Genomic DNA, 26,299 nt, shown 5'->3' with positions numbered 1-26,299 from the left:
CGGCATAACTGCCTTATCCGGCCTACATCTACATCATGTCGTCATTAAATAATGCTGACAGCCCGCTGCGGCGTTCAGTGCGGGTGGCAATGGCGCGGCTTAATATCCGCTCATCGGCGTACAGCGACAGACGACGACGCGCACGGGTAACAGCGGTATAGACCAGCTCGCGGGTAACCACGGGTGAATGCTGGCTGGGTAAAATCAACGCCGCGTGGTCAAACTCAGATCCCTGCGATTTGTGCACCGTCATCGCCCAGGTGGTTTCATGTTCAGGCAAGCGGCTGGGCTGCACCGATTTGATAGAACCATCCGGCAGCGCAAACCACACCCTCAGGCCCTGTCCACGGTCGAGGGCAATGCCGATATCACCGTTAAATAATCCCAGCGAACTGTCATTGCGCGCGATCATCACCGGCCTTCCCTCATACCAGCGGCTATGCGTCGAACGATGAATTTTACGTTTTTGCGCCATCACCTGCTCAATGCGTTCATTCAAACCACTAACGCCAAACGGACCTTCCCGCAGGGCGCATAGCAGTTGATACTCATTGAAGGCCTGAATGACAGCCCCCGGCTCCGCACCCTCGTGCAACAAATCCAGGTAGTGCCCATATCCCGCCAGCGCCTCATCCAGCATCGCGGAATAATCCTCGCTGCTGTGTAGCGTGCTTTTTTCGATGTCGCTAAATCCCTGCTGGAACACCGTTTTTATCGCAGTTTTGTCGCCGCGATTAATTGCCGCAGCCAACTGACCGATTCCGGAATCGCTGCCGAAACGGTAGCTCTTTTGCAGCAGGCACAGACTGTCGCGCAACGCTGCTGCCTGAATTCCCGACCCGGCAGGAATAGCGCTCCCGGTCAGGCGACTGAGCTGGCGGGCGCGTTCCGGGGTAAACCCGTCACCAACGAAAGCACAGATATCCCCCAGCACGGCCCCCGCTTCGACGGAAGCGAGCTGGTCGCGATCGCCCAGAAAAATCACCCGTCCGTGCGGCGGCAGCGCATCGATAAGGCGCGACATCATCGGCAAATCAATCATCGAGGCTTCATCCACCACCAGCACATCCAAATGCAGCGGGTTTCCCGCATGATGACGCAGGCGCTGACTGCCAGGCTGAGCGCCTAATAATCGATGCAGCGTACTGGCGTCATCGGGGATGCGTTTCTTTTGCTCATCGGTTAGCGGTAGTTCTCGTAGCGCCGCGCCTAGTGAGGCGGTCAGGCGCGCAGCCGCTTTTCCCGTTGGCGCCGCCAGTCGAATACGACAGCGCTCACCGTCTGCCATTTGAATCAACGCCGCCAGCAGCCTTGCGACCGTTGTCGTTTTTCCCGTCCCCGGTCCGCCGGAGATCACCGATATCCGGCGGGTGAGCGCAACAGCAGCGGCTACTTTTTGCCAGTTAACCCCCTCCGATGGCGGAAACAGCGCCGCCAGCGTGTGGGTCAACCGTTGTTCATCCACTTCAATGGCGTGGTTCACTTCACTGAAAAAGCGAGCTACCGTACGTTCGTTATGCCACATCCGGTTCAGATACAAGCGATCGCCGTACAGCACCAGCGGCGTGGGTTGCTCGCCACGGCTTACCGCACTGGATGCCAGCAGACATTCCGCCCAGTCTTCTGGCTCGCCCGTTTCAGCGAGCCAGGCGCTTAACAGAGGATGCGCGTCCTCGCTCAGAGATAACCGTGAAAGCGGTAAGCAAACGTGCCCTTCTCCCGCTTCATGGCTGAGCAACGCCGCAGCCAGCGCAACGGCAGGGTTGTCACTTCCGGCAACCGCCAGCGCGAACTGAGCATCCAGAGGCCGGAGCTGTTTTTGCTCAACAGCCTCCAGAAATCGTTTCTGGATTGTCATAACATCGTCTCCTGCACCGCACCGGCAAACATCTCGTCCATCAACGCAATCAACTCTCCGTCAGGTCGGGTCGCGTAAATTCCCTGCTGCGGATTTTCACTGTCAACGCCGCGCAGGAAGAGATAGATAACGCCGCCAAAATGGCGTTCATAATCGTAATCAGCAATGCGATGGCGTAAGTAGCGATGCAGCGCGAGGGTATAAAGTTGGTATTGAAGGTCGTAGCGATGCGCCTGCATGGCAGAGGCCATTGCCTGCTGCGTATAGGCGGAGCTGTCTTCGCCCAGCCAGTTCGATTTGTAATCGAGCAGGTAATAACGCCCCTGGTGGCGGAATACCAGGTCAATAAAGCCTTTCAGCATGCCGCGAACCTGCATAAAGTCCAACGCAGGGCACCCCGCCGATAGCGGATCGTATTGGCGAATTAACGCATCAAGCTGGTTGGCCATCAACGGCTGCGAAATCGGCAGATAAAACTCCATCTCCACCTGTTTTTCTCGCGCGGAAAGTTGGCTCAAACTCACGCCCGTCTCGTTGAGAGGCGCCTGCAAAATAGCGTCCAGCCATTCGGTCAAAATCGGCGTCCAGTGTGCGTCATAACCGCCCAACGCCAGTTGCTCCTCGACCCAATGCGGATCCACCGGTTGCGTAAAATCGAGATCTTCAAACAGGCTATGCAAGAACGTACCCGGCGAAGCGCCGCGCGGGAACTGATGCGGTGTAAGTCCTGACTCTTCAATAACCTCACCGACGCCTGCGGCATCGATATCCAGTCGCGGGATCAGATCCTGCGCGATACCCTGTCCACGCTGTTGCAGACCGGAATAACTGGTCACGCGCCAGCTATCGCCGGGCTTACGCTGCAGTATTTTCGCACTCAGTTCGCTGCTAACAGCCTGCGCAACCTGCCAGGGTTCACCGTCAGGCTGCGCGGGAGTCTGGCAAGCAATATCGTTGCTACAAAGCGCTTCAATCGCGCTACGCAGACCCACGGCATCCATCGGCTCACCTTTTTGCAACAGGCGACCAAGGGCGCTCTGATGCACATCGGTATCCCCTTTTTTATCGCTCCGACGTCGTACCAACGGCGCAACGCCAAGGCTGCAGTGCCATACCGAACGGGTTAGCGCGACATACAGCAAACGCAGGTCTTCCGCCAGACGCTCTGCTTCGGCTAGCTCAACGCTCTCCTCAGCATCGCTGAGATCCAGCACGGCTTCAAACGAGCTACGATCGTGGTAGAAAGCCTGATCCTGAACGCGGAAATTGGTGATAAACGGCAGCCAGACCAGCGGATACTCCAGCCCTTTCGATTTATGGATGGTGACGATTTTGACCAGATGCTTGTCGCTTTCCAGTCTGAGCTGCTGGCTGGACGCGTTGCTGTCGGGTTCAAGAATATGCTGGGACAACCAGCGCACCAGCGCATGCTCGCTTTCCAGCTGCGAGCCCGCTTCCTGCAACAGTTCGCTGATATGTAAAATGTCGGTCAGTCGACGTTCGCCTCCCGCCGTCGCCAGCAGGTTCTCTGCAATCTGGCGAGCCGTCATCAGCGCACGCAGCATCGGCATCACGCCGCGTTTATGCCAGATCTGACGATAGCCGTCGAATTCTTCGACCACCGCATCCCAGGCATTCTCGTCGGTATTTAACGCTTCAATATCCTGCGCATTCAACCCCATCATTGAGGTCGCCAGCGCGCTACGCAACGTGTTCTCACGTTCCGGCGTCATCACCGCCTGCAGCACCCATAGCAACTCCTGCGCTTCCAGCGTTTCAAATACGCTGTCACGGTTGGAGAGGTAGACAGAGGGAATGGCCAGTTGCGTCAGCGCATCACGGACCAGCGCTGCCTCCTGGCGGCTTCTCACTAGTACGCTGATATCTGACGCGCGTACCGGGCTGGATGCTTTGCCACTGACCAGTTGCGCTGCGCCAGAATGCCCGGCCTTAAGCCAGTCGCGAATTTGTGTGGCGCACACCTGGGCCATGTAGCTCTGATAATCGCCTACGCCGCAACTTTCTCCTTCCATCAGCCACATACTCATAGCTGGCTGCGTTTCGCCGTGCAAAACAAACCGTAACGCCTGGTTTTTTTCTGCGGATTTTACCGGGCTGAAAGGGATTTCGCGGAACATAAAGGCGTCGTCCATCTGGCTGAAAAGCGTATTCACGCTATTGACCATGCCGGGGGCCGAACGCCAGTTGGTATCGAGCGTATAGTGTGCGCTGACTTCGCTGCGCGCCTTCATATAGGTGAAGATATCCGCGCCGCGAAACGCGTAAATTGCCTGTTTCGGATCACCAATTAGCAGCAGTGCGGTATCCGGCTGATGCTGCCAGATCCGACGAAAAATACGGTACTGCTGTGGATCGGTATCCTGGAATTCATCGATCATGGCGACCGGAAAACGAGTACGAATAGCCGTCGCCAGCGCATCGCCGCTTTCACTGCGCAACGCCGCATCCAGACGGCTGAGCATATCGTCAAAACCCAGCTCGCCACGGCGACGTTTTTCCTCGGCAACTGCCGAGCGGATCTCCGCCAGCGCCCGGGTGATCACCAGATCGCGGAGAGTTAACGGTTCGCTAAGCAGTTCATCAATAGCGACAAACAGCGGGTGCTGAGGGGTTATCCCGCCCGCTTTGGTGCGCTCTTCCAGAAAACGCTGTGAGAATTTCTCCAACGCGTCAGGAAGCTGGTAACTTTGTGTTTCTTCCTGCGCCCACGCGCTGATCTTTTCGATCCACTTGCCCTGATTACCGCGATTAAATTTACGCCGGTCAATTCCGGAGGCTTCCATCAGGCCATCCAGCTCATCAACAGAATCACACCATTGCTGCTTGATCTGGTTAATGCGTGCGAGAATTTGTTCATGCCGGGAGGCCAGCGTTTCGTCATCAGACGGTGGCGCCTTGATAACCGGCGCTTCCCCCTGCAGATAGCGATCGATATCTCTCAGCAGCGCTTGCGGTCCTTTCCACGTTTCAAAAACCACCTGCGCAATGTCGCGGGGCAGCGGGTAGCAGTGCCGACGCCAGAAGTCCGCGCAGGCCTGATAGCGCAGCAGCGATTCATCTTCTATCAGTTGCTGTTCGAACAGCATGCCTGACTCAAAGGCATTGAGACTGAGCATACGCTGACAAAAGCCGTGGATGGTAAACACCGCCGCTTCATCCATCTGTCTTTCAGCCAATAGCAGCCACTGCGCGGCCTGTTTTTTATCGGCAATTTCATCTAACAAACGGGCATATAGCGGGTTGTCGGTGGTTTCACGCAGGCAGGCAATTCGCAGTTCATGAATATTGCTACGAATTCGACCGCGCAACTCTTCGGTAGCCGCCTCGGTGAAGGTGACCACCAGCAATTCTTCGACGGTCAGAGGACGAGGAAAGGCGGCAGAGCCGCCCAGTCCAAGCAGTAAACGTAAATAGAGGGCGGCGATGGTAAAGGTTTTACCGGTGCCCGCAGAGGCTTCAATCAGGCGCTCGCCCGTCAGAGGCAAGCGCAGTGGATCAAGGGACTCAGCGGCATCATTCATTCTTATCACTCATCAGGGGTAAGGTTTGCTGCAACGCGCTGACGGTCTGCCACACTTTCCAGCCTTCCGGGTGCACATATTCTGCTTTCCCATTCTGACTGCCGGAAACCTGTGACAATATCGCCATGCCTTGCGGCTCAACCACCGCCTGATGGAAGAAGTCGGCAAGTTTTTGCGGCGTCAGCAATTTAATCTGAGCCACTATTTTATCACGTGAATCGAAGCGCATATTGCCGCGATCAAAATCTTTGCTTAACTGTGAGGCTTCTGCCCCCAGCGTTTGCGGCGCCTGCAGCATTTGCGCAATAATCGCCTGCTGAATTTGCGCGAACTCTTCAGGTTTCATCGCCCGCAGCTTCGCTTCCGCCGTCGGGAAGAACGCTTTATAACGCTCCCAGAGGTAAGACGGCTGCTTATCACTGCTTTGCAGCAGGAACCCCATTCCCCACTGACGGCCAACACTCATCGGGAAAGCAAATACGGCGTAGCCTAACTGTTCTTCAGTACGCAGCTGATTGTAGAACCACGGCTGAACAATCTGACCTAACATAGCGCTGTAGGCTGAACTGGCGTATTCATCGTATCCGGTTGGCACAAATACCGCCGCCAGCGCTGAATCCGTGCTGCTGCCTGCTTTTTCAAAGATGACGGACTGCTTCTTGTCCACAACCACATCTTTGTTGCGACACCACTGTGACCCGTTCGCACCAAGCTGTTTTTGGATATCCCGCGCCATGCTCGTTGTCTGAGCTTCGCTCATATTGCCAATGACCAGGAATTCAGGTCGCGCACCGGTTTTTAAAGCGTCGCGGTAGGCCATCACCTCTTTCAGGGTGATGGAAGGCAGCAGCTTACGGCGCTCGTCGCGGGAGAAGTACGGCACCTGAGAAAGCATCTGCACCGGCATAATAGCCTGATCGTAAGCTTTACCCTTTTCTGCGGAATCCATCATCTGGGCATACCAGGATTTCGCCTGTTCCAGCTGTTCGTCCGTTGAGGTATAGCTGAAATAGCCGCTCAGCAGCGCCTGAAAAAGCTGCGGCAAACGTTGGGTGTAGCCGTTGGCGTTAAGCATCAACCCATTGTTAGCGTTGGTAGAGAAACCAATTCCACCTACCGATGCCTGGTTACTTAACTGATCGAGCGCAATCCCTGCCAGGTAATCGTTCAGGGCGAATAAGACCTGGTTGCGGGCGCTGTCCATGGCTTTCGGGTTACGCAGGATCACGCTGACGTCAGCCTTCGGCTCGCTGGCAAAATACTGGCTCGGGGCATACACCACGCGTAAATCCGGCTCATCAACAATCAGCTCTGGGTGAGCGTATTTTTTATCCGTCTTAATCAGCGTGAAATCATCCGGAATGTAGGGGTTCAACTCCGGTAACGACAGCGCAATGCCCTGCGCTTTTTGCTGCCAGTCGGCAAAGGTTTTGTCGCTGATTTTATCCACCTGGTAAGGCGCATCGACAAAATAAGCGGTTTTATTATGTGGCTCTTTCGCGCTGATATACCAGATACGCGCATTCTGCGGCGTCATCATTGCCAGACGTTGCTCAACGGCTTTCGCATCGTACTGGTCAGCAATATTCACCGCATCCAGCGTATGCTCGACGGGAACGCGGATCATGGTATCAGCCAGCCATTCCACGTAGTCCATATCACGGGTGATGGAGGGATAACGGAAATCGAGATCCAGCACGTGCGCCAGCTCGTCAAAATAGCGTTTATCGACACCTTTCTCGCGTAACAAATTGAGGTAGCTAAAGATTGCCGCGACAACTTCATCGCGGTTCGCCAGCCCCTTGTCGGTTAACGTCGCGGAAATGGCTAATACGCCGCTGTTCCCGTTGACCACCGGATCGGAGTCTGCGCGAATACCTTCAACCAGGCCCTGCTTTTGCAGCCAGTCAGACAACGTGCCCGGGCTACGATTGCCAATCAGGTAGGTCACCAGTTCATCGGTTTTACTGCGGAACTGCGCGCTGTTGTTATCGATACGAAACTCGACGCGCAATACTTTACGCGGCATTGCCGGAACATAGTGGATGATGATGCCCTTTTGCGCATCAGTGACGACCGGGACGGTAATCTCAGGCTTTGCGATATTCCTGTTCGGTACGCGCCCAAAGGTGTCAGCCGCTATCCGCGCCAGCTCTGGCAGCGGTTTATTGCTATAAATCACCGCCTTCATCAGGTTCGCAGAGTAGTACTTTTCATGAAATTTTTGTAATGCTTGCAGCACCGGGTTGCCCGGTTTATCGCTTAATGTCTCAAGATTCCCGCCAGAGAAACGCGAACCTGGGTGCGCCGGGTTGATCGTCTCAGCGCTCACCTGCGCCATACGCATCCCGTCTCGGGTACGCGCCAGTGTCAGCTCGGAGTTAACCGCGTTACGCTCGCGGTCGGCATATTTTTTATCCAGCAATGGATCGGCAATAGCATCCGCCAGGCGATCCACCGCCCCCACCAGCGCGTCGTTTTCGACTTCAAGATAGAAGGCCGTACGATAAGGCGCAGTGCTGGCATTGTGGCTACCGCCGTGCATTTTCAGGAATTCAGCCAGACTGTCCGGCTGTGGGTATTTTTTCGAGCCCATCAGACACATGTGTTCGAGATAGTGCGCCAGCCCCTGATGATCGTCCGGATCTTCCAGCGAGCCCACGGGGACTACCAGTGCAGAAAGGGATTTCACGGCCTGAGGATCGGATACCAGCAGCACAACCATGCCGTTATCAAGGCGCACGGCCTGATACTGACGGGTGTCTTTATCGCTTTTACGGATGGTTTCAGCTAAAGGCTGCCAACCGGTATCTGCCTGACTTACGGGAACCCAAAGGGCGACGAACAACAGTAATGCGCTGAACCAGGTGCTGCGGGGCATTCACAAACCTCATCATTAACGAATTCACCTGTTCACTACAAACCACGCATAAATACATGATCTGAACAGGGCAAGACTATGTGCTGAACGAGCCAGCATCTTCTCTTTGTAAGAATCAGTCCGTGACAGAATGCGCATCATAGTGGAAGCCATCGAATTGCGCAATTTTTATACAATCATCATGACTGATTAAAGCGAAAAATCGGTAACAGGTAGCGCTGAGACTGTAAAACAATAGCCTCCAGCGTATCAGCATCCAGTTGACGCCAAAGACGCTGATACCAGATATCATCACCTTCGCCACGTACCATCATGTTGCCTTCATAGGCTTGCAGAAACTTACTGCGCGCTTTTTGCAACGTTGCATCGTCATCTAACATGGCATCATTTGCGGCGTCATAACAGGTTTTTATCCATGCACCACCGCTTTCGGGTAATACCAGCAACGGTGACGACATGCCTTCCCGATACCCCTCAATGAGTTGCGACAGGTACAGCAGCGCCTGTTCTGCATCCAGCGGCGGAAAACGCCATTCTCCATCTTTACGCAGGAACAATCGGCTCTCTCCCCTACCGCCACTGGCACAATAGACAAGATGTTCCAGCCAAAGTTGCACACCCTGCGCAATGCTTATCAAAGATGGGCGCCAGCGCAACAAACCGTCCTCTTGCACCTGCGGCAGCCAGCCGGTGATTTGCACGCCGTGACAGTTAAGATCGATTTCCATGCTCTGACAGGGCTGACGACAGGCGATAATGCGTTCAGCCAGCGACTGCATTTCCTGACGCTGCGTATCCCACAGAATTTCGCCAAACGGCCCATAGGGTAGCGCGCCCGCCGCACGAAAACGGCGGAACAGTCGTTCAGCATCGTTCTCTTCAACCAGCGTATTAAGCAATTGCTGATTAAGCTGGTAGCGGGTCAACCCTTCAAGAGTGAAAGGTTCCGTATCCGGGATCTCACTCTCTTCAGAGCGGAAGTTGACCCTTAAACGCATCTGGAAAAAGGCGCGTACCGGATGTGCCCAAAATCGCTGCAGCGTTTCCAGCGTTAGCGTTTCTGGCATTTCAAAGGGAAGAGGCTGCACAAAATCCGTGTGCGCTTTTCCTGACAGACTCGCCGCAGGCAGCCATTCCCGGGCATAGCTTTGCTGTTCGCCCGGCAAATAGTTTTGTGCATCAAAGGGCATACGGGTATGCAAACGGGTTATGTGCGCTTTTACCCTTGCCTCGCTTTGATCGCAGGTCAACGATTCATCGCCCGGCAGGTAGTGGCTTTGCCCGATGTAGTCCATCAGTTCTTGCACCAGCACCGACGGGAAGCGCTCGCTGTTATCCTGAATAGAGCGGCCAATGTAGCTGATGTAGAGCGTCTGCTGTGCCGAAATTAATGCTTCGAGGAACAGATAGCGGTCATCATCTCGACGACTGCGATCGCCCCGCATCGGTTTTTGGCTCATTAAATCAAAGCCCAGCGGCGCAAGTTGACGCGGATAAACCCCATCGTTCATACCCAGCAGGCACACCACTTTGAACGGAATGGAGCGCATCGGCATCAGCGTACAAATGTTAACGGGCCCCGCCAGGAAGCGCTGGCTGATGCGTTCCTGGTCAAGGCGCTGGGCTAGCTCATCACGCAACAGAGAGAGCGGTATAGCATCGCCGTACTCGGCCCCTAAACCTTCGGTAATAATGGCCTGCCACTGCTGTTCAATCAGCGTCATTGCAGCTTCGGTGTCCGCGTCCGGTAGGAAGAAATCATTAAGCATTTCCCGACAAATGGGTAGCCACTCTTCCAGCGGTCGTTCCTGCGCTAACCCTCTACGCCAGAGATTAAGCTGCATCAGCAACGAGGCCAGATGCCCTACCAGTTCGGCAATCAGGCCGCTGGACTCATCGTAAGGCAATACCGATTGCCACTCGCCCTGCGAGCTTTCCATCGCGTAGCCGAGCAGCATACGCGTTAAACCAAATTGCCATGTATGCTGACCTGTAGGTGGAAGTTCCAGTTCACGCACGTTATCGTCGTCAATTCCCCAACGAATCCCGGATTCATTGACCCATAAGCGAAGATAGCGCAACCCTTCTTCATCAATGTTGAAACGCGCCGCCAGCACGGGAACATCCAGTAACGCCAGGACATCCTCTGAGACAAAACGGCTATCCGGCAGCGACAGCAGGCTGATAAAGGCCTGTAAGACGGGATGAGACTGGCGTGCCCGACGGTCAGATATTGCATAAGGTAAGTAACGCTCGGCTGGCGCGCTACCAAAGACCGACTGAATGAATGGGCTGTAGCTGTCGATGTCCGCCACCATCACAATAATATCGCGCGGCGTCAGCGTTGGGTCCGCTTCCAGCATGGCCAACAGCCTGTCATGAAGAATTTCCACCTCGCGCTGTGGGCTATGGCAGACATGGAAAGTCACACTGGTGTCGTTCAGCTCAAGCCGGCGTTTATTGTCGCTACGGGAATATTCTTCCAGCGTAACGCCCGCCACGGCATTACTTTCGAGTTCCAGAATATCTGATTGAATATTATGCAAAAGGTTGTCAGGCGTAATATCGACAAACGCATCCAGTTCCTGACTGTTTTCCAGCTCCGAAAGCAAATAAATGTAATCACGCCCCAGCTTGCCCCACGAGGCCAGCATCGGGTTGCCCACATCCTGTTCGCCATCGCTGTTAAATAATCCTTCGGCTTTCTGGTTATCACGAAACAGCGGCAGATGCCGTTCTTCAAAGCTGTGCCGACGCTGACGAGCCATCAGCTTCGCCAGCCAGGCAGGATCTTTAATGTCGCCCCAATAGTAGCGACAAGGGTTGGTAAACAGCAGATGAATATCAATGTGCTTACCCAACGCCTGCAAGGCCTGCAGGTAAACCGGCGGTAGCGCCGAAATTCCGCAAATAAAGACGCGAGAAGGCAGCCCCTGCGGACATTCAGACGCATTTTCCAGGGTCTGAATAAATCGTTGGTATAAATTGGCACGATGCCAGCGCGGCTGGCCCAATTCCGCGGTGTATTCCACCAGCGCTTTCCACAACGGTGCCTGCCAGGCCTGAGACTCGCCGAGTCCCTCAACCAGTCGCCCCGCTTCCCACTGGGTCAACCAATCAGGGCGGTAGACTAAATACTGGTCGAAAAGGTCAGCCGCGCGCGAGGAAAGCTGAAAAAGCTTACGTTTATCAGTATCGTCCGTCAGATAGTGGCGTAGCAATGCGAAGTCATCGCTATCCAGCAATTGTGGCAACAGCGTCATCAACTTCCAGCTCATGCTCTGTTTGCTGAACGCACTCTCTTTCGGGATATCCGGCAGCACGCGCACAAACATATCCCAGATAAAACTCGCGGGCAGCGGAAAGTCGATATTGGCGGCAATACTAAACTTCTGTGCAAGAGTCATTTGTAGCCACTGCGCCATACCGGTACTTTGAACCAGGATCATCTCAGGTTCAAAGGGGTCGTCCAGCCGCTCGCGCTCAACGATAAATTCCATTAACGCTTCCAGCACATCCAGACGGTTGGAGTGGTAGACCCTTAACATAGCGACTCCTGACTACTGACGATTCGGGCAATGCAGACGCGTCATCTGACCCTGCCTGCCGAGGGGTGAAGAAATTATAACGTTGATGCTGACACATCCCGCTCTCGTTGTCTGCATTCGGTTAACCTGCCAGTTCACAGGCGATGAAAACGGGTATAGCTGGGTTTGCTGCCAGGCGTGGCGCCAGAGTTGCTGATACTGGTTTCTGATGATAAAGCTGTTCATTAGCACCCGCTGGTATCCTGACAACGCGGTCACAATCATTACCATTAGTACCATTGCCAGCATCACTTCCGGCAGACTAAAGCCACGCTGTCTGTTCAGGGGATCTGGCATAACGTCTGCTCCTTTAGCGGACAAAAATCGCTCCAGCCACGCGCCGAGAATTCTATGTTGCCATCAATAACCACCCCCTGACGCCATAACGATATCCCTTCATAGTGGGCAATAAGCAGAACAAAATTATTGGTAAGCAGGCGCAGGCAAACCGCGGCATCCTGCGTGGGAACGCGCCGACACTGTACAGGGGGTTGTAAGCGCCAGGGCTGCATACGCCCCCATTCCATCGCGGATTGCACTACCGCCTGACGCTGCAGCGCCTGACTTTGTGTGACCACACGCGCAGCAAAACTGGCCTCCTGTCTGCTAACGCCTTGCAGCAGCAGACTACCGAGCACCAGCAGCAACAGGACCATTGCCAGAGAAGATACGCCTCGCTCACGGTTCACAGGTTGAATCCCGTAACGCTGTAGACCGCTTCAACAACTTTTTGTGGTTGGTCATTGCTCACTCCACACAAACGCAGCGTAAGAAGCGGGGAATATCCGCTGAAATTCAGCCTTTCAACCTGGAATGCCTCAATCTGCATCGTGGCCGGATCGGTCATTTTCTCCCATCCTTTGCCAGTGCAGCCGGTGGCTCCACGCACGGTTTCCAACACCTTGTCCTGTAAACGAAACCCAATAGAATCAGCCTCTTTCACGGGACTGTTTTCCCAAACGCCATTGCTGTTGGCATCCCATCGGGCAATAACACAGTCTCCCTTAGCCGATATCACCAGTCCCTCTCCGACACAGTTTCCCCGGCAATACCCCGCCCGCTGAAGATGCTTCGCCACGGTGTAGACCCGCTGCCATATTTCATCTTCCAGTACTAACTGGCGCGTGTTACGCAGAATCTCTCGCTGTAGCGCCGGTAAAAATCGTGCTGAGCTAAGCAATAAAATACTGCTAATCGCCATGGCAATGAGCATCTCCAGCAGTGAAAATCCCCGTTCATTTACTGACATAATCTCGCCTCATCGCGCTCGCAAAGCCTGATTCGTCCCCAGCCAGACACCACCACGCGCCATTCCCCTGCCGTATTTTTCAGGCGTATATGTCCGGCCCATGCCGTATTGCGCAGTCCAAAAAAGGCCAGTGAAGGTGTTATCTCTGCCATTTCGACGTCGTCCCAGGGCGATGTAAAAACCAAAGACGAAGCGGGTCGACACGTGGTTTGCGAAGCCGCAGAGCTGACAAAACACCATGATGTGCCATCCCGAATCACGCTTATCACATGATCGCGGTTACGCCAGTTAGCATCTTCACGCAGTTGCAGCAGGTAGTCCCGCACCTGGCAGGCGGTCTGCCACAGCCGCTGTTGCTGCTGCCAGCGCTGCCAACCATACAGTCCAGATGCACCAAGCGCCGCGACAATCAGCATCGCAATCAGGGTTTCGAGAAGCGTGTAACCTTGTTGTTTTTTCATGTCGCCAGTATGGCGTGAGGAAAATGAATAACGAGCGGGAAATTCGGTTTCTACGGCGAGCTATGGGGAATATTTAGCACGTTACAGGCCGTTGCAATATTTCAGGAATCCACGCCGAAGAACGCGATTTGAGACAAAAAAAACCGACGCACATGGGCGTCGGTTGTGACAGCATGAAACAGGTTAGATAGCTACCGGTGCTTTAATACCCGGGTGCGGATCGTAGCCTTCAATTTCGAAGTCTTCGAAGCGATAGTCAAAGATTGATTCAGGCTTACGTTTGATAACCAGTTTCGGCAGCGCGCGCGGTTCACGGCTAAGCTGCAGATGCGTTTGATCCATATGGTTGCTGTACAGGTGCGTGTCGCCGCCGGTCCAGACAAAATCACCCACTTCCAGATCGCACTGCTGCGCCATCATGTGTACCAGCAAAGCGTAGCTGGCAATGTTAAACGGCAGGCCGAGGAACACATCGCACGAACGCTGATACAGCTGGCAGGAGAGCTTGCCATCCGCCACGTAGAACTGGAAGAACGCATGGCACGGTGCCAGCGCCATTTTATCCAGCTCACCGACGTTCCATGCGGAAACGATAATGCGGCGAGAGTCCGGATCATTTTTCAGCTGGTTTAGCACGGTGGTGATCTGGTCGATATGGCGACCATCTGGCGTAGGCCACGCGCGCCATTGTTTGCCGTAAACCGGGCCTAAATTACCGTTTTCATCCGCCCATTCGTCCCAGATTGAGACGTTGTTTTCATGCAGGTAGGCAACGTTAGTATCGCCCTGCAAGAACCACAGCAGCTCATGAATGATCGAGCGTAAATGGCAGCGTTTAGTCGTAACCAGCGGGAACCCTTCCTGCAGATTAAAACGCATCTGATGACCAAAAATGGAAAGCGTTCCGGTTCCGGTACGGTCGTTTTTCTGTGTGCCTTCATCCAGCACTTTTTGCATCAGTTCTAAATACTGTTTCATGGTTCCTCAGGAAACGTGTTGCTGTGGGCTGCGGCGGTACGCCCAAACCATCATAATAATGCCTGCGACAATCATCGGGATAGAGAGGATCTGACCCATGCTGATGTACTGTACCCAGGTGCCGGTAAACTGCGCATCCGGCTGGCGGAAGAATTCAACAATAATACGAAACGCGCCATAACCAATCAGGAACAGACCGGATACCGAACCCATCGGGCGCGGTTTGCGAATGTACAAGTTCAGAATGATAAACAGCACAACGCCTTCCAACGCCATCTCATAAAGCTGTGAGGCGTGGCGTGGCAGCGAGCCGTAGGTATCAAAAATAGACTGCCATTGCGGGTTAGTTTGCAGCAGTAAAATATCTTCGGTACGAGAGCCGGGGAACAGCATGGCGTACTTGAAGTTCGGGTCAACGCGTCCCCACAGCTCACCGTTGATAAAGTTGCCCAGACGCCCTGCACCCAAGCCAAACGGAATCAGCGGGGCAATGAAATCAGAAACCTGGAAGAACGAACGCTTAGTGCGTTTGGCGAAGATGATCATCACCAGGATCACACCGATAAGTCCACCGTGGAAGGACATACCGCCGTCCCAGACGCGGAACAGATACAGGGGATTATCGAGGAATAACGGGAAGTTATAGAACAGTACGTAACCAATACGCCCACCGAGGAAAACCCCGAGGAAGCCCGCATACAGTAAGTTTTCTACTTCATTTTTGGTCCAGCCACTGCCCGGACGATTCGCGCGGCGCGTCGCCAGCCACATCGCGAAAATAAACCCCACCAAATACATTAAGCCGTACCAGTGAAGCGCGACGGGTCCGATTGAGAAAATGACCGGATCGAAATCCGGAAAATGCAGATAGCTACTGGTCATCTGTCACCACAAGTTCTTGTTATTTCGCTGAAGTCAGACAGCAATTGATAAGCGCGCCTGCATAATGCAGGCGCTCCAAAGGTGCGAATGATAGCACAAGGGGTTAGAAGCGGATGCCGGGAAGATGTAAAAGATCTGTATAGGTAATCTCTATCCCCCGTAATACCTGATAGCGCTACGCTTGTCAGACCTACAATCCCCCGCGAATCAAGCCCCCCATGCCACGACGCTCCATGAAGGCCGCTACCTGATGGCGTACTTCTGTTGCCATCTGTGCCTCCAGGCTGCGCTGCGCCAGCGTTTGCGCCTCATCAAAATCGATATGGCGCAGCAGATATTTTACGCGAGCGACAGAACGACCGTTCATCGACAAATGACGGAAACCGAGACCGATCAGAATAGCCACGCACATCGGGTCGCCCGCCATTTCACCACACAGGCGCAAATCGATACCGCTTCTTTCGGCTTCCTGCGCAATCATCGCCAGCGCACGCAACATCCCCGGATGCAGGCTGTCATAAATGCTGGCTACCCGTGTGTTGTTACGATCGACGGCCAGTATGTACTGGGTAAGGTCGTTGGTTCCAACCGAGATAAAGTCTATCCGGTTTGTCAGATGCGGCAGCATGAACACCATCGACGGAACTTCCAGCATGATGCCAATGCGCGGTTTCGGGATCTCGTAACCGATCATCTCCTCCACTTCGCGTCCGGCGCGTTCAATCAAACGTCGCGCTTCGTCCACTTCATCGATGCTGGTTACCATCGGCAGCAAAATGCTCAGGTTTCCGGTTGCCGCATTCGCACGCAGCATAGCGCGAACCTGGATCAAAAAGATCTCCGGCTGATCGAGCGTTATGCGGATCCCTCGCCAGCCAAGGCAGGGGTTCTCTTCACTGATCGGCATATAGGGCAGCTGTTTATCGGCGCCGACATCCAGCGTACGCAGGGTCACCGGCTTGTCGTTAAACATTTGCAGCATCCCCTGATACTGCGCAACCTGTTCTTCTTCCGAAGGAAAACCGCTTTGCAGCATGAACGGAATTTCGGTGCGATACAGGCCAATGCCGTCGATTCGGCTACCCAGCTTTTCTTCATGTTCCGGGCTGAGGCCCGCATTGAGCATCACCTTCACGCGCTCGCCGCTTTTCAGCTGTGCTGGCTGGTTGACGTCGTCTTCCGCCAGGCGGCTCAGCTCAATTTCTTCACTGATAAGACGCTGGTATTCCTGGATCAATACCGGTTCCGGATCGACCAGCAGTTCACCGCGATAACCGTCCACCACCAGCGTACGGCGATGCAGCACCGACGGCTGGATATCGGCCCCCATGACGGTAGGGATACCCAGCGCACGCACCATAATTGCCGCATGAGAGTTGGCTGCGCCGTCCCGGACAACCACGCCAACTAACCGGTCCTGAGGAAGCTCCGCCAGCGTGGTCGCCGAAAGTTCGTCCGCCACCAGCACAAAGCGTTCCGGCCAGGCATTTGGCCCCTGGATAGAGTCATCAAGGTGGAACAGCAGACGCTGGCCCAGCGCGCGTAAATCTCCGGCCCGCTCTTTGAGGTAGTTATCGCTCAGCGCAGCGAACTGTTCGGCAAACTTTTCGATGATCGTTTTAACCGCCCACTCGGCCACCGAACCGTTATCCACTTCCGCAAACAGCTCGCGGCGCAGACGGGTATCGGAAAGCAAGTGCGAGTAAAGATCAAAGATCGCCGCCGTTTCTTTCTGCGCCCCAGCGGTAAAACGCTTGCTGTAGCGGCGGAATTCGTTCGCCGCCTCTTCCAGCGCACCGGTCAGTCGCTCGCGTTCAAGCACAGGAGCCAGCGTTGAAGCCTGGTAGACCTGTTCCATCAACGGCAGCGTCGCATCCTGCCAACCTTCGGCTATTGCCACACCGGGAGCGGCTGGCAGCGCACGGATGCGCGTTTGACGGTACTGGCCGAACAGCGCGTTTAGCTGCGACTGCGAAAGTATGGCCGCCATTTGCGTGGCGAGCGTGACGAGGAAAGACTCTTCACTTTCATCGTACTGACGCAGTTCACGCTGCTGCACCACCAGCACACCTAAAAGCTGGCGACGCTGAATGATCGGTACGCCTAAGAATGCACGAAAACGCTCTTCTTTTACCGAAGGAATGTATTTAAAGCTGGGATGTTTTTGCGCATCGGCGAGGTTGATAGGTTCCGCCAGCCTGCCAACCAGGCCAACGATACCTTCATCAAACGCGAGTGCGACAGTGCGACCACGTGGTTTTTTTAGTCCCCGGGTCGCCATGAGGTAATAACAACGTCGATCGTGATCGGCCAGATAGACCGAACAGACCTCTGTATCCATCGCAAGACAGATGTCGGTAACCAGTATATTCAGCGCTTCGTTCAGACGCGGAGCACTGGCCACCTTTTCGACTATTTCGCGCAGGCGGGTGAGCATAATTTGCGTAGCTTAACCTCTTTTACGTCTGTACGCAGGTGCGCTTTGCGGTTTAGGAGTGCTCTCCTGAAGCGCCATGACAACACTTGCGAATTCTTTCATCACCCTGCGATAGACATCGCGTTTAAATGACACCACCTGTCGAACCGGATACCAGTAACTCACCCAGCGCCAGCCGTCGAACTCAGGTGTACTGCTGGTTTGCATATTGATTTCAGCATCACTGCTGACCAATTGCAGAAGAAACCATTTTTGTTTCTGGCCGATACAAACCGGCTTTGTGTCCCAACGCACCAAACGTTTCGGTAACTTGTAACGCAACCAGTTACGAGTAGAAGCAAGGATCCGTACATCTTTACGACTGAGACCCACTTCTTCAAAGAGTTCCCGGTACATCGCCTGCTCTGCTGTCTCTCCTGCATTGATCCCACCTTGTGGGAATTGCCAGGAGTGCTGACCAAATCGCCGGGCCCACATGACCTGCCCCCGGCGGTTACAAATTACTATCCCTACATTCGGGCGGTAGCCATCGTCATCAATCACCGGACTACCTCAACATAAACCTTATATACAAACGATTGTTTCACACTCCTGAGGGGCGGTAAACCACTCTGTTAAGGGTGCGATATTCTAATAACAATTGAATAACTCACAGTTAAAGGCCGAGTTATAAACAGAAGAAGGGCAAGCAAGGCGATTTTATTCACCTTTTCTGTGGATATAGTTGTGAAGAAGTACGGAATTACTATGGGAAAACCCAGAACAGTCCGAATAAGACATTCGTCACATATCAAAAATACTCTTATACATTCATAAAGTTAAAACCGATTCACGCAGATAAACACACAGAAATGTGATGTGCATCACGCATACGATCTTCACGCTGATGAAAGATCGACCAGCGTTGGTTTTATCCACAGATTATGCCAATAAGTTAGGCACAATTTGTGTGAAAATTCGATTTTCGTCGCACGTCAAGGCTGTAAATTGAAACAGTAGTGGGGGTTTTTCACAGTTATCCCATCTTTCTGTGGATAACATGGTGTAAGATCCTGTTCATTGTCAGTGACCAGAATTGGAAAACCCGCTTCGCTGTTGCGCAACTCTGCGAACGTGAATCTAAAAACCAATATAAATCATAGAATTGAATAAAGCATGTGGAAAAAGATAAACTCTGTCCACACGGTATAAAATCATTGCTCATTTTTTCACCTAAGGGTTAACCCGATGCCAGAACTCCGTCCGTTGCTTTCTCCCCCTGAATCTGAAGCCCAGTTGCTGAGCCAGGCACGGCAGCTTTCGGGCTACGCGTTAGGAGAATTAGCGGCAATAGCGGGAATCGTTACGCCGAAGGATCTTAAGCGCGATAAAGGCTGGATTGGCGTCCTGCTGGAAATCTGGCTCGGTGCCAGCGCGGGCAGTAAACCAGAGCAGGATTTTGCGGCGCTGGGCGTGGAGCTGAAAACGATCCCTGTGGACAGTCTTGGCAGACCGCTGGAAACCACCTTTGTGTGTGTGGCGCCGTTAACCGGCAATACCGGCGTCACCTGGGAAACCAGCCATGTACGACACAAACTCAAACGTGTTCTGTGGATCCCGGTAGAAGGCGAACGCAGCATCCCTCTGGCTGAGCGCCGCGTCGGCTCTCCCCTGCTGTGGAGCCCGAATGAAGAAGAAGACCGGCAATTGCGTCTGGACTGGGAAGAGTTAATGGACATGATTGTGTTAGGTCATGTCGAACGCATCACCGCTCGCCATGGGGAAGTACTGCAACTGCGTCCTAAAGCCGCCAACGCCCGCGCGCTTACCGAGGCCATTGGCGCCAACGGCGAACCCATCCTGACCCTGCCACGCGGCTTTTACCTGAAAAAGAACTTCACCCGCGCATTGCTTGAGCGACATTTCTTGTTCCAGGCGCAATAGGCACCGTCCGGCCTTTCACCCGCCGCGTTACGGGCCTATAATTACCGCTTCTTTTTTTTGGCAGGACTTTGTTCGATGTTATTTGCATGGATAACCGATCCTAACGCCTGGCTTGCGCTCGGTACGCTGACGCTGCTGGAGATCGTTCTTGGGATCGACAATATTATTTTCCTTTCTCTGGTTGTAGCCAAACTCCCGACAGCGCAACGCAATCATGCTCGACGTATTGGGCTGGCGGCGGCGATGATCATGCGTCTGGCACTGCTGGCTTCTATCGCCTGGGTAACGCGGCTGACAAACCCGTTATTCGAGCTGTTTGGCGAGGCGATATCAGCACGTGACCTGATCCTTCTGCTGGGGGGATTGTTCCTGATCTGGAAAGCCAGCAAGGAGATCCACGAATCCATTGAAGGTGAGGAAGAGGGGTTAAAAACCCGCGTATCTTCTTTCCTGGGCGCGATTGTGCAGATCATGTTGTTAGACATTATCTTCAGTCTGGATTCCGTGATTACTGCGGTTGGCTTGTCCGATCATCTGTTTATTATGATGGCGGCGGTGGTGATTGCCGTAGGCGTGATGATGTTTGCCGCGCGCCCAATTGGCGAGTTTGTCGATCGCCACCCTTCGGTGAAAATGCTGGCGCTCTCGTTTCTGATTCTGGTCGGTTTTACGCTGATTCTGGAAAGTTTCGACGTCCACGTTCCGAAAGGATATATCTATTTCGCCATGTTCTTCTCTATCGCGGTAGAGACCCTGAACCTGTGGCGTAATAAAAAAAATCCGCTCTGATGAAATCCATCGCTCCCCGCAAGGGGAGCGAATGCCAGCCACACCTACCCCTTCTCACAGTTTAAGATTTTACTGCTTTCACCCTGCACAACTTCGCGTTATTACTAAACTATTGTCAGACGCAGGCCATGTGAGGATAAGCAGATGAAAAAATGGGCAGTTTTGATTTCCGCCGTAGGACTGGCTTTTGCCGTTTCCGGATGCAGCAGCGATTATGTAATGGCGACAAAAGATGGTCGAATGATCCTGACCGATGGAAAACCAGAAATTGACGATGATACCGGTCTGGTGAGCTATCACGACCAGCAGGGCAATGCGATGCAGATTAACCGCGATGATGTGTCTCAAATCATTGAACGCTGATGGTTGAGGTCAGCAGCGCGCTGGCCTTAACAATTTTACTTCCCTTTTTCTCTTCCCTCAGCCATTTTTATAATCCTTATGTCGTGATTATAAAAAGGAAACGGCTATGCAATATCACCGTATACCCCACAGCTCGTTGGAAGTCAGTACACTGGGGCTGGGCACAATGACGTTTGGTGAACAAAACAGCGAAGCCGACGCACATGCACAGCTCGATTATGCAGTAGCACAGGGCATTAATTTGATCGACGTTGCCGAGATGTATCCGGTACCGCCGCGTCCTGAAACCCAGGGTCTCACCGAAACCTACGTAGGTAACTGGCTCGCCAAACACGGCAGCCGCGAAAAGCTGATCGTTGCGTCTAAGGTCAGCGGACCATCACGTAACAACGACAGCGGCATTCGACCGAATCAGGCGCTGGACCGTAAAAATATCCGTGAAGCGCTGCACGACAGCCTGAAAAGACTGCAAACCGATTATCTGGATCTGTATCAGGTTCACTGGCCGCAGCGCCCGACCAACTGTTTTGGTAAGTTAGGCTACAGCTGGACAGACTCCGCGCCGGTCGTTTCCCTTCTCGATACGCTGGACGCTCTGGCCGAGTTTCAGCGCGCCGGGAAAATTCGCTACATCGGCGTTTCTAATGAAACCGCGTTTGGCGTGATGCGCTATCTGCACCTGGCGGACAAACACGATCTGCCACGCATCGCCACCATCCAGAACCCCTACAGCCTGCTGAACCGCAGCTTTGAGGTTGGACTGGCTGAAGTGAGCCAGTATGAAGGCGTTGAGCTGCTGGCTTACTCTTGCCTGGGCTTCGGTACGTTAACCGGGAAATACCTGAACGGCGCGAAACCTGCCGGTGCACGCAATACGTTGTTTAGCCGTTTCACGCGCTACAGCGGCGAGCAGACGCAGAAAGCCGTTGCGGCCTATGTGGATATCGCGAAACGCCATAATCTGGATCCTGCGCAAATGGCGCTGGCATTCGTGCGTCGTCAGCCGTTTGTCGCCAGCACTTTGCTGGGCGCCACGACGATGGAGCAGCTAAAAACCAACGTTGAAAGCCTGCATCTGGAGTTGAGCGAAGAAGTACTGGCAGAGATTGAAGCGGTGCATCAGGTGTATACCTATCCTGCACCGTAACAGTTAGCGCCTGATGGCGCTACGCTTATCAGGCCTACAAAGTGAACGCCCTGTAGGCCGTATACGGTAACGCCGCCATCCGACACATTCATAGCATACTCATCTCGCACCGTGACGATTAGCGCCTGATGGCGCTACGCTTATCAGGCCTACAAAGTGAGCATCCTGTAGGCCGGATAAGGCAACGCAGCCATCCGGCACATTCATAGCATACTCATCTCGCACCGTGACGATTAGCGCCTGATGGCGCTACGCTTATCAGGCCTACAAAGTGAGCATCCTGTAGGCCGGATAAGGCAACGCAGCCATCCGGCACATTCATAGCATACTCATCTCGCACCGTGACGATTAGCGCCTGATGGCGCTACGCTTATCAGGCCTACAAAGTGAGCATCCTGTAGGCCGGATAAGGCAACGCCGCCATCCGGCAACAGCATACAACAGACTATTGGCGGCGCTGCCAAATCCACAGCGCCGCAATCGCCAGCGCAAACAGCGCACCAAATCCAATACCAATCGCAACTGCCGGGATCCCCACCAGCACCGCCAGTGAGTAAATCCCGAGCATCAACAGCATCGCGCTGTTTTCACCCAGGTTTTGCACCGCTATCGCATTACCCGCGCCGACGCTTTTCTTACCCCGTTCCTGCAGCAACGCATTCAACGGCACCACAAAGAAGCCACCCGACACGCCGATAAGCATCAGCAATGCGTAGGCCGGAAGCAGCGAATGTTGAAGAGAGAAAATCAGCACCACGATGCCAATCAGGATCCCCGCAGGCATACAGCGCGACACGGTTTCCAGCGTTACCAGCTTCGCGGCCGCACCCGCACCGACCACAATCCCGATTGCTACCATGGCATTGAGGTAGGTCGGGGTGGCGTTATCGGTGATGCCGAGCGCCACCGGGACCCACAGCACCAGCAGAAAACGCAGCGTAACGCCCGCGCCCCAAAAAAGGCTGGTTCCCACCAGCGAGAAGCGTGTTTCACCGTTGCGCCACAGCGAGGAGGCGGCACAGAAGAAACTGCGCGTCATTTTCCCCAGATGCCAGGACTGGCCAGGACGAGCCGCGGCCAGTTTCGGGATATACAGGTTAGCCACCACGGCGCCAGCATAGGCCAGGGCACAGGCAGAAAGCGCGGCCATCACGTGCCAGTCGGCCAGAACGCCGCCGGCGACAGAACCGAGCAAAATCGCGGCAATGGTGGAGGCTTCCATCAGGCCGTTAGCCTTCACCAGTTTGTCACCGGTAGTCAGTTCACCGAGAATGCCGTACTTGGCCGGTGAATATGCCGCCGCGCCGATTCCCACCAGCGTATACCCAAGAAACGGATTAATGCCGAAGCAAATACTCGCCGCACCCAGCAGTTTCAGAGCGTTCGCGAACATCATCACTCTGCCTTTGGCAAAGCTATCCGCCACCTGTCCCACAAAGGGAGCAAACAGAATGTAAGCGCCCACAAACACCATTTGCAGGATTGGCTGACTCCAGTCCGGATAAAATTGCTCCTTCAGCAACGCCAGCGTAGCAAACAGCAACGCGTTATCGCCAAACGCCGACAGAAATTGCGCGGCGATAACGGACATCATCCCTTTGGACCAGATTGAAGTGTTAGTGTGCACTGACTCACTCATGTTGTTTTTCCGGCTCATCGACCCAGCTTTTCAGCGTAACAAAATCCGGCTTACCGCTGCCGAGTAAGGGGAGTTGCTTCAGATGGCGAATATCACGCGGTACGGCAAGTTCAGGTACACCGTGCGCCCGCGCATACTGCTGTAGTTTTTCACGTGTCAGCTCGCTGTCGGTAGTGAACAGCACCAGCGCCTCACCTTTGCTGGCATCACTCTTGATCGCCGTGGCGTGCATTTTGTCTGCGGATACCGCCAACGCCAGTTGCTCAACCATTTCCAGCGAAACCATCTCTCCGGCAATTTTAGCGAATCGCTTAGCGCGCCCCTGAATCTGTACAAAGCCGTTTTCATCAAAGCGCACGATGTCTCCGGTGTCATACCAGCCGCGCTCAATCTCACCTTGCGCATTTTCTGCTGTCGGCACTTCCAGCACGCCAGGTTTTTCGACGCGCAAATAGCCGCTCATAATATTAGGACCTTTCAGCTGTAAACGCCCACCGTCCTCAATTCCCGGAACAGCCAACAGTCGAGCATCCATACCAGGCAAGATGCGCCCTACCGTTCCCGATTTTGCCGCCATTGGTACGTTAATCGACACAACCGGCGCACATTCCGTCACGCCATAGCCTTCAAGAACGCGCAGGCCAAATTTCTCCTGCCACAGCTGCTTTGTGCTGTCCTGAAGTTTTTCCGCTCCCGCCACCACATAGCGCAGGCGGTGGAAATCGTACGGATGCGCAAAACGCGCGTAATTGCCGAGGAACGTCGAAGTACCAAACAACACGGTGCAGTTCCGGTCGTATACCAGCTCTGGCACAATGCGGTAATGCAGCGGGCTGGGATAAAGAAACACTTCTGCGCCAGTCAGTAGCGGCGTGAATAATCCCACCGTCAGGCCAAAGGAGTGGAACAGCGGCAGCGCCGACATAAAACGGTCATCGGCGGTGAAATCGGCAATCGTTTTGATCTGCTCAACGTTCGCCAGAATGCTTTTATGACTGTGAACCACACCTTTCGGATGGCCTTCTGAACCAGAAGTAAAGAGGATTACCGCAGCGTCTTCCGGCTGCTGCTTCACCTGCGCCAGATGCGGTGCCAGCAGATGTGAGAAAATCCACAGCTTATCGCTAAAGGTCACATCAGCTTTTAAGTCTTCCAGATAAACCCAACGCACCTGGGTGAGCTGTTCCGGTAAATGCCAGAGTTTGCCTTTATCGAGAAACTGTCGGGATGTGAAGATCGTTTTAATTTCAGACGCAGTAATGGCACTGGTTAATCCTTTCACGCCTGCGGTGTAGTTCATCATGGCCGGAATGCGTCGGCGCGCAATGGCGCCAAAAATGACCGCTGCGCTGATCCCCGCGTTTGGCAGCATCAGGCCGATTTTTTCACCTTCGACGCTGTATTTTTCCAGAATACGGGCCACAAAGAGCGTCTTTGTCAGCAGCTTGCGGTAGCTGTCCGGGGTAAAGTTAACATCTTCAATGCAGTTTTTGCCTGCGCCAAAACGGTATTTCGCCGCCAGCAGAGACTCGTATAGCGTTTCACGCGGACGAACCGCCATGCGTGCTTCCATCATAATTTGATGCAGCATCTCTCCGGCAATTTTGCGGCGATCGCGAGCACGCGGAGCTTCCGGCATCGGCAGTTGTGTGGGCGGTAGGATGTGTAAGCGGATGCGCGGGAAGAATCGCTGTTTAACCAAACCTTTCAGGCGGCTAAAGCGGGAAAGCTCCGCGCCTTCAATGCGCACAGGAACCACCGTCGCCCCCGACTTAGCGGCAACAAACCCCGCGCCGTCATAAATTTTCATTAACGAGCCGGAGGTCGAAATACGTCCTTCCGGGAAAATAACCACCGGACGGCCCTGTTCGACCAGACGAACCAGATGTTTAATCGACATCGGTTTGGTTGGATCTAACGGTACAAAATCAATCAGCGGGGTTAGCCAGCGCATATACCATTGCTGGCTGATCGAGGTGTAAACAGCGAAGACGGGACGAATCGGTAAAAAGAGCGCCAACAGGATGCCGTCTATAAATGAGACATGGTTGGGAGTGATTAGAACGCGTTCTCCCTGTAGCGCGCTGACATCGCCCGTGACGCGAACGCGGAAAAGCACGCGAAACAGATTACGAAAAAAGCCAAATAGCATCTCAACTCCCTGTGCCATTAATTATATAAACATCAATGGTGGGAGAGTATACGAGTTGGGGAATTGGCGCGACAGGTAACTGGTAAATACAATCCGAAAAAAAACCTGCGCATCCGCGCAGGTTGGTGCAAGAGACAGGTACGAAGTGCGTACCGAATAATCTCACCAATCAATACCTCTGGGATCTTGATTGTGGTCGTCAGCAGCCAGATACGCCAGTGCGAAAACGCAAAGGAATGAACCCAAATGCAACGAGTTGTGTAAATTATCGGTTACTGTTACAGATAGGCTGAAGGTAAAAAAAAACCTGCGCATCTGCGCAGGCTGGTGTAATTCTAGTGATCAACCCGAAAGTTGATTTCACCTATCAATACCTCTGGGATCTCAACTCTAGCAATCTGCTCAGTTCTC

Annotated in this window: 18 protein-coding genes; 4 read left to right on the top strand and 14 right to left on the bottom strand. The window is 53.9% G+C overall.

Annotation, left to right across the window (positions count from 1 at the left end; genetic code table 11):
* Nucleotides 1–28: 28 nt before the first annotated feature.
* From recD to rppH, 12 genes are all read right to left on the bottom strand, one after another.
* The gene (gene recD, locus JQN59_RS04495) at nt 29–1,858 is read right to left on the bottom strand and encodes an exodeoxyribonuclease V subunit alpha (RefSeq protein WP_149607741.1); all 1,830 of its coding nucleotides are present in this window, start codon (nt 1,856–1,858) and stop codon (nt 29–31) included.
* Complete coding sequence (gene recB, locus JQN59_RS04490) at nt 1,855–5,400, bottom strand: exodeoxyribonuclease V subunit beta (RefSeq protein ID WP_149607740.1); 3,546 nt, start codon at nt 5,398–5,400, stop codon at nt 1,855–1,857. The genes recD and recB overlap by 4 nt, the downstream gene beginning before the upstream one ends.
* Nucleotides 5,393–8,281, bottom strand: a complete 2,889-nt coding sequence (ptrA, locus tag JQN59_RS04485; RefSeq protein WP_149607739.1) for a pitrilysin — start codon at nt 8,279–8,281, stop codon at nt 5,393–5,395. The genes recB and ptrA overlap by 8 nt, the downstream gene beginning before the upstream one ends.
* A 179-nt stretch (nt 8,282–8,460) precedes the next feature.
* A complete protein-coding gene (gene recC, locus JQN59_RS04480; protein ID WP_149607738.1) occupies nt 8,461–11,829 on the bottom strand; it encodes an exodeoxyribonuclease V subunit gamma in 3,369 nt (1,122 codons plus the stop codon).
* 12 nt (nt 11,830–11,841) lie between these two features.
* The gene (locus JQN59_RS04475) at nt 11,842–12,165 is read right to left on the bottom strand and encodes a prepilin-type N-terminal cleavage/methylation domain-containing protein (protein ID WP_003825617.1); all 324 of its coding nucleotides are present in this window, start codon (nt 12,163–12,165) and stop codon (nt 11,842–11,844) included.
* The gene (locus JQN59_RS04470; RefSeq protein ID WP_149607737.1) at nt 12,150–12,557 is read right to left on the bottom strand and encodes a DUF2509 family protein; all 408 of its coding nucleotides are present in this window, start codon (nt 12,555–12,557) and stop codon (nt 12,150–12,152) included. The genes JQN59_RS04475 and JQN59_RS04470 overlap by 16 nt, the downstream gene beginning before the upstream one ends.
* The gene (locus JQN59_RS04465; protein WP_149607736.1) at nt 12,554–13,117 is read right to left on the bottom strand and encodes a prepilin peptidase-dependent protein; all 564 of its coding nucleotides are present in this window, start codon (nt 13,115–13,117) and stop codon (nt 12,554–12,556) included. The genes JQN59_RS04470 and JQN59_RS04465 overlap by 4 nt, the downstream gene beginning before the upstream one ends.
* Complete coding sequence (locus tag JQN59_RS04460; protein WP_048215628.1) at nt 13,108–13,578, bottom strand: prepilin peptidase-dependent protein; 471 nt, start codon at nt 13,576–13,578, stop codon at nt 13,108–13,110. Before JQN59_RS04460 ends, JQN59_RS04465 begins: the two co-directional genes overlap by 10 nt.
* Before the next feature lie 183 nt (nt 13,579–13,761).
* Nucleotides 13,762–14,556 carry a thymidylate synthase gene (gene thyA, locus JQN59_RS04455; RefSeq protein ID WP_003033990.1) on the bottom strand — a complete coding sequence of 265 codons (795 nt, stop codon included), beginning with the start codon at nt 14,554–14,556 and terminating at the stop codon, nt 13,762–13,764.
* A gap of 6 nt (nt 14,557–14,562) precedes the next feature.
* Entirely contained in the window at nt 14,563–15,438 is an 876-nt protein-coding gene (gene lgt / locus JQN59_RS04450; protein WP_003825606.1) for a prolipoprotein diacylglyceryl transferase, read from the bottom strand.
* A gap of 190 nt (nt 15,439–15,628) precedes the next feature.
* Complete coding sequence (gene ptsP / locus JQN59_RS04445; protein ID WP_149607735.1) at nt 15,629–17,875, bottom strand: phosphoenolpyruvate--protein phosphotransferase; 2,247 nt, start codon at nt 17,873–17,875, stop codon at nt 15,629–15,631.
* Nucleotides 17,876–17,887: 12 nt separating this feature from the next.
* A complete protein-coding gene (gene rppH / locus JQN59_RS04440; protein ID WP_149607734.1) occupies nt 17,888–18,418 on the bottom strand; it encodes an RNA pyrophosphohydrolase in 531 nt (176 codons plus the stop codon).
* Nucleotides 18,419–19,102: 684 nt separating this feature from the next.
* Between rppH and mutH the strand changes: the two genes are divergently transcribed.
* The 4 genes from mutH to JQN59_RS04420 all read left to right on the top strand — a co-directional run bounded on the left by mutH (nt 19,103) and on the right by JQN59_RS04420 (nt 22,097).
* Nucleotides 19,103–19,798: a DNA mismatch repair endonuclease MutH gene (gene mutH, locus JQN59_RS04435; protein ID WP_149607733.1), complete on the top strand. Its 696-nt coding sequence runs from the start codon at nt 19,103–19,105 to the stop codon at nt 19,796–19,798.
* A 75-nt stretch (nt 19,799–19,873) separates the two neighbouring features.
* Nucleotides 19,874–20,587 carry a TerC family protein gene (locus tag JQN59_RS04430; protein WP_003033961.1) on the top strand — a complete coding sequence of 238 codons (714 nt, stop codon included), beginning with the start codon at nt 19,874–19,876 and terminating at the stop codon, nt 20,585–20,587.
* A 144-nt stretch (nt 20,588–20,731) separates the two neighbouring features.
* Nucleotides 20,732–20,950: a lipoprotein YgdR gene (gene ygdR, locus JQN59_RS04425; protein WP_000758660.1), complete on the top strand. Its 219-nt coding sequence runs from the start codon at nt 20,732–20,734 to the stop codon at nt 20,948–20,950.
* A 106-nt stretch (nt 20,951–21,056) separates the two neighbouring features.
* Nucleotides 21,057–22,097 carry an NADP(H)-dependent aldo-keto reductase gene (locus JQN59_RS04420; RefSeq protein WP_003033954.1) on the top strand — a complete coding sequence of 347 codons (1,041 nt, stop codon included), beginning with the start codon at nt 21,057–21,059 and terminating at the stop codon, nt 22,095–22,097.
* Nucleotides 22,098–22,542: 445 nt separating this feature from the next.
* On the opposite strand, the gene lplT is transcribed toward JQN59_RS04420, so the two are convergent.
* Together lplT and aas are read right to left on the bottom strand one after the other, a co-directional pair.
* Entirely contained in the window at nt 22,543–23,736 is a 1,194-nt protein-coding gene (lplT, locus tag JQN59_RS04415; RefSeq protein ID WP_048215626.1) for a lysophospholipid transporter LplT, read from the bottom strand.
* A complete protein-coding gene (aas, locus tag JQN59_RS04410) occupies nt 23,729–25,888 on the bottom strand; it encodes a bifunctional acyl-ACP--phospholipid O-acyltransferase/long-chain-fatty-acid--ACP ligase (protein ID WP_003825593.1) in 2,160 nt (719 codons plus the stop codon). The genes lplT and aas overlap by 8 nt, the downstream gene beginning before the upstream one ends.
* Nucleotides 25,889–26,299 lie beyond the last annotated feature (411 nt).

This window comes from Citrobacter sp. B72, assembly GCF_016894305.1.
GTDB lineage: Bacteria > Pseudomonadota > Gammaproteobacteria > Enterobacterales > Enterobacteriaceae > Citrobacter > Citrobacter portucalensis.
Note: the sequence above shows the minus strand (reverse complement) of the source record. Positions and strands in the feature narration are given on the sequence as shown.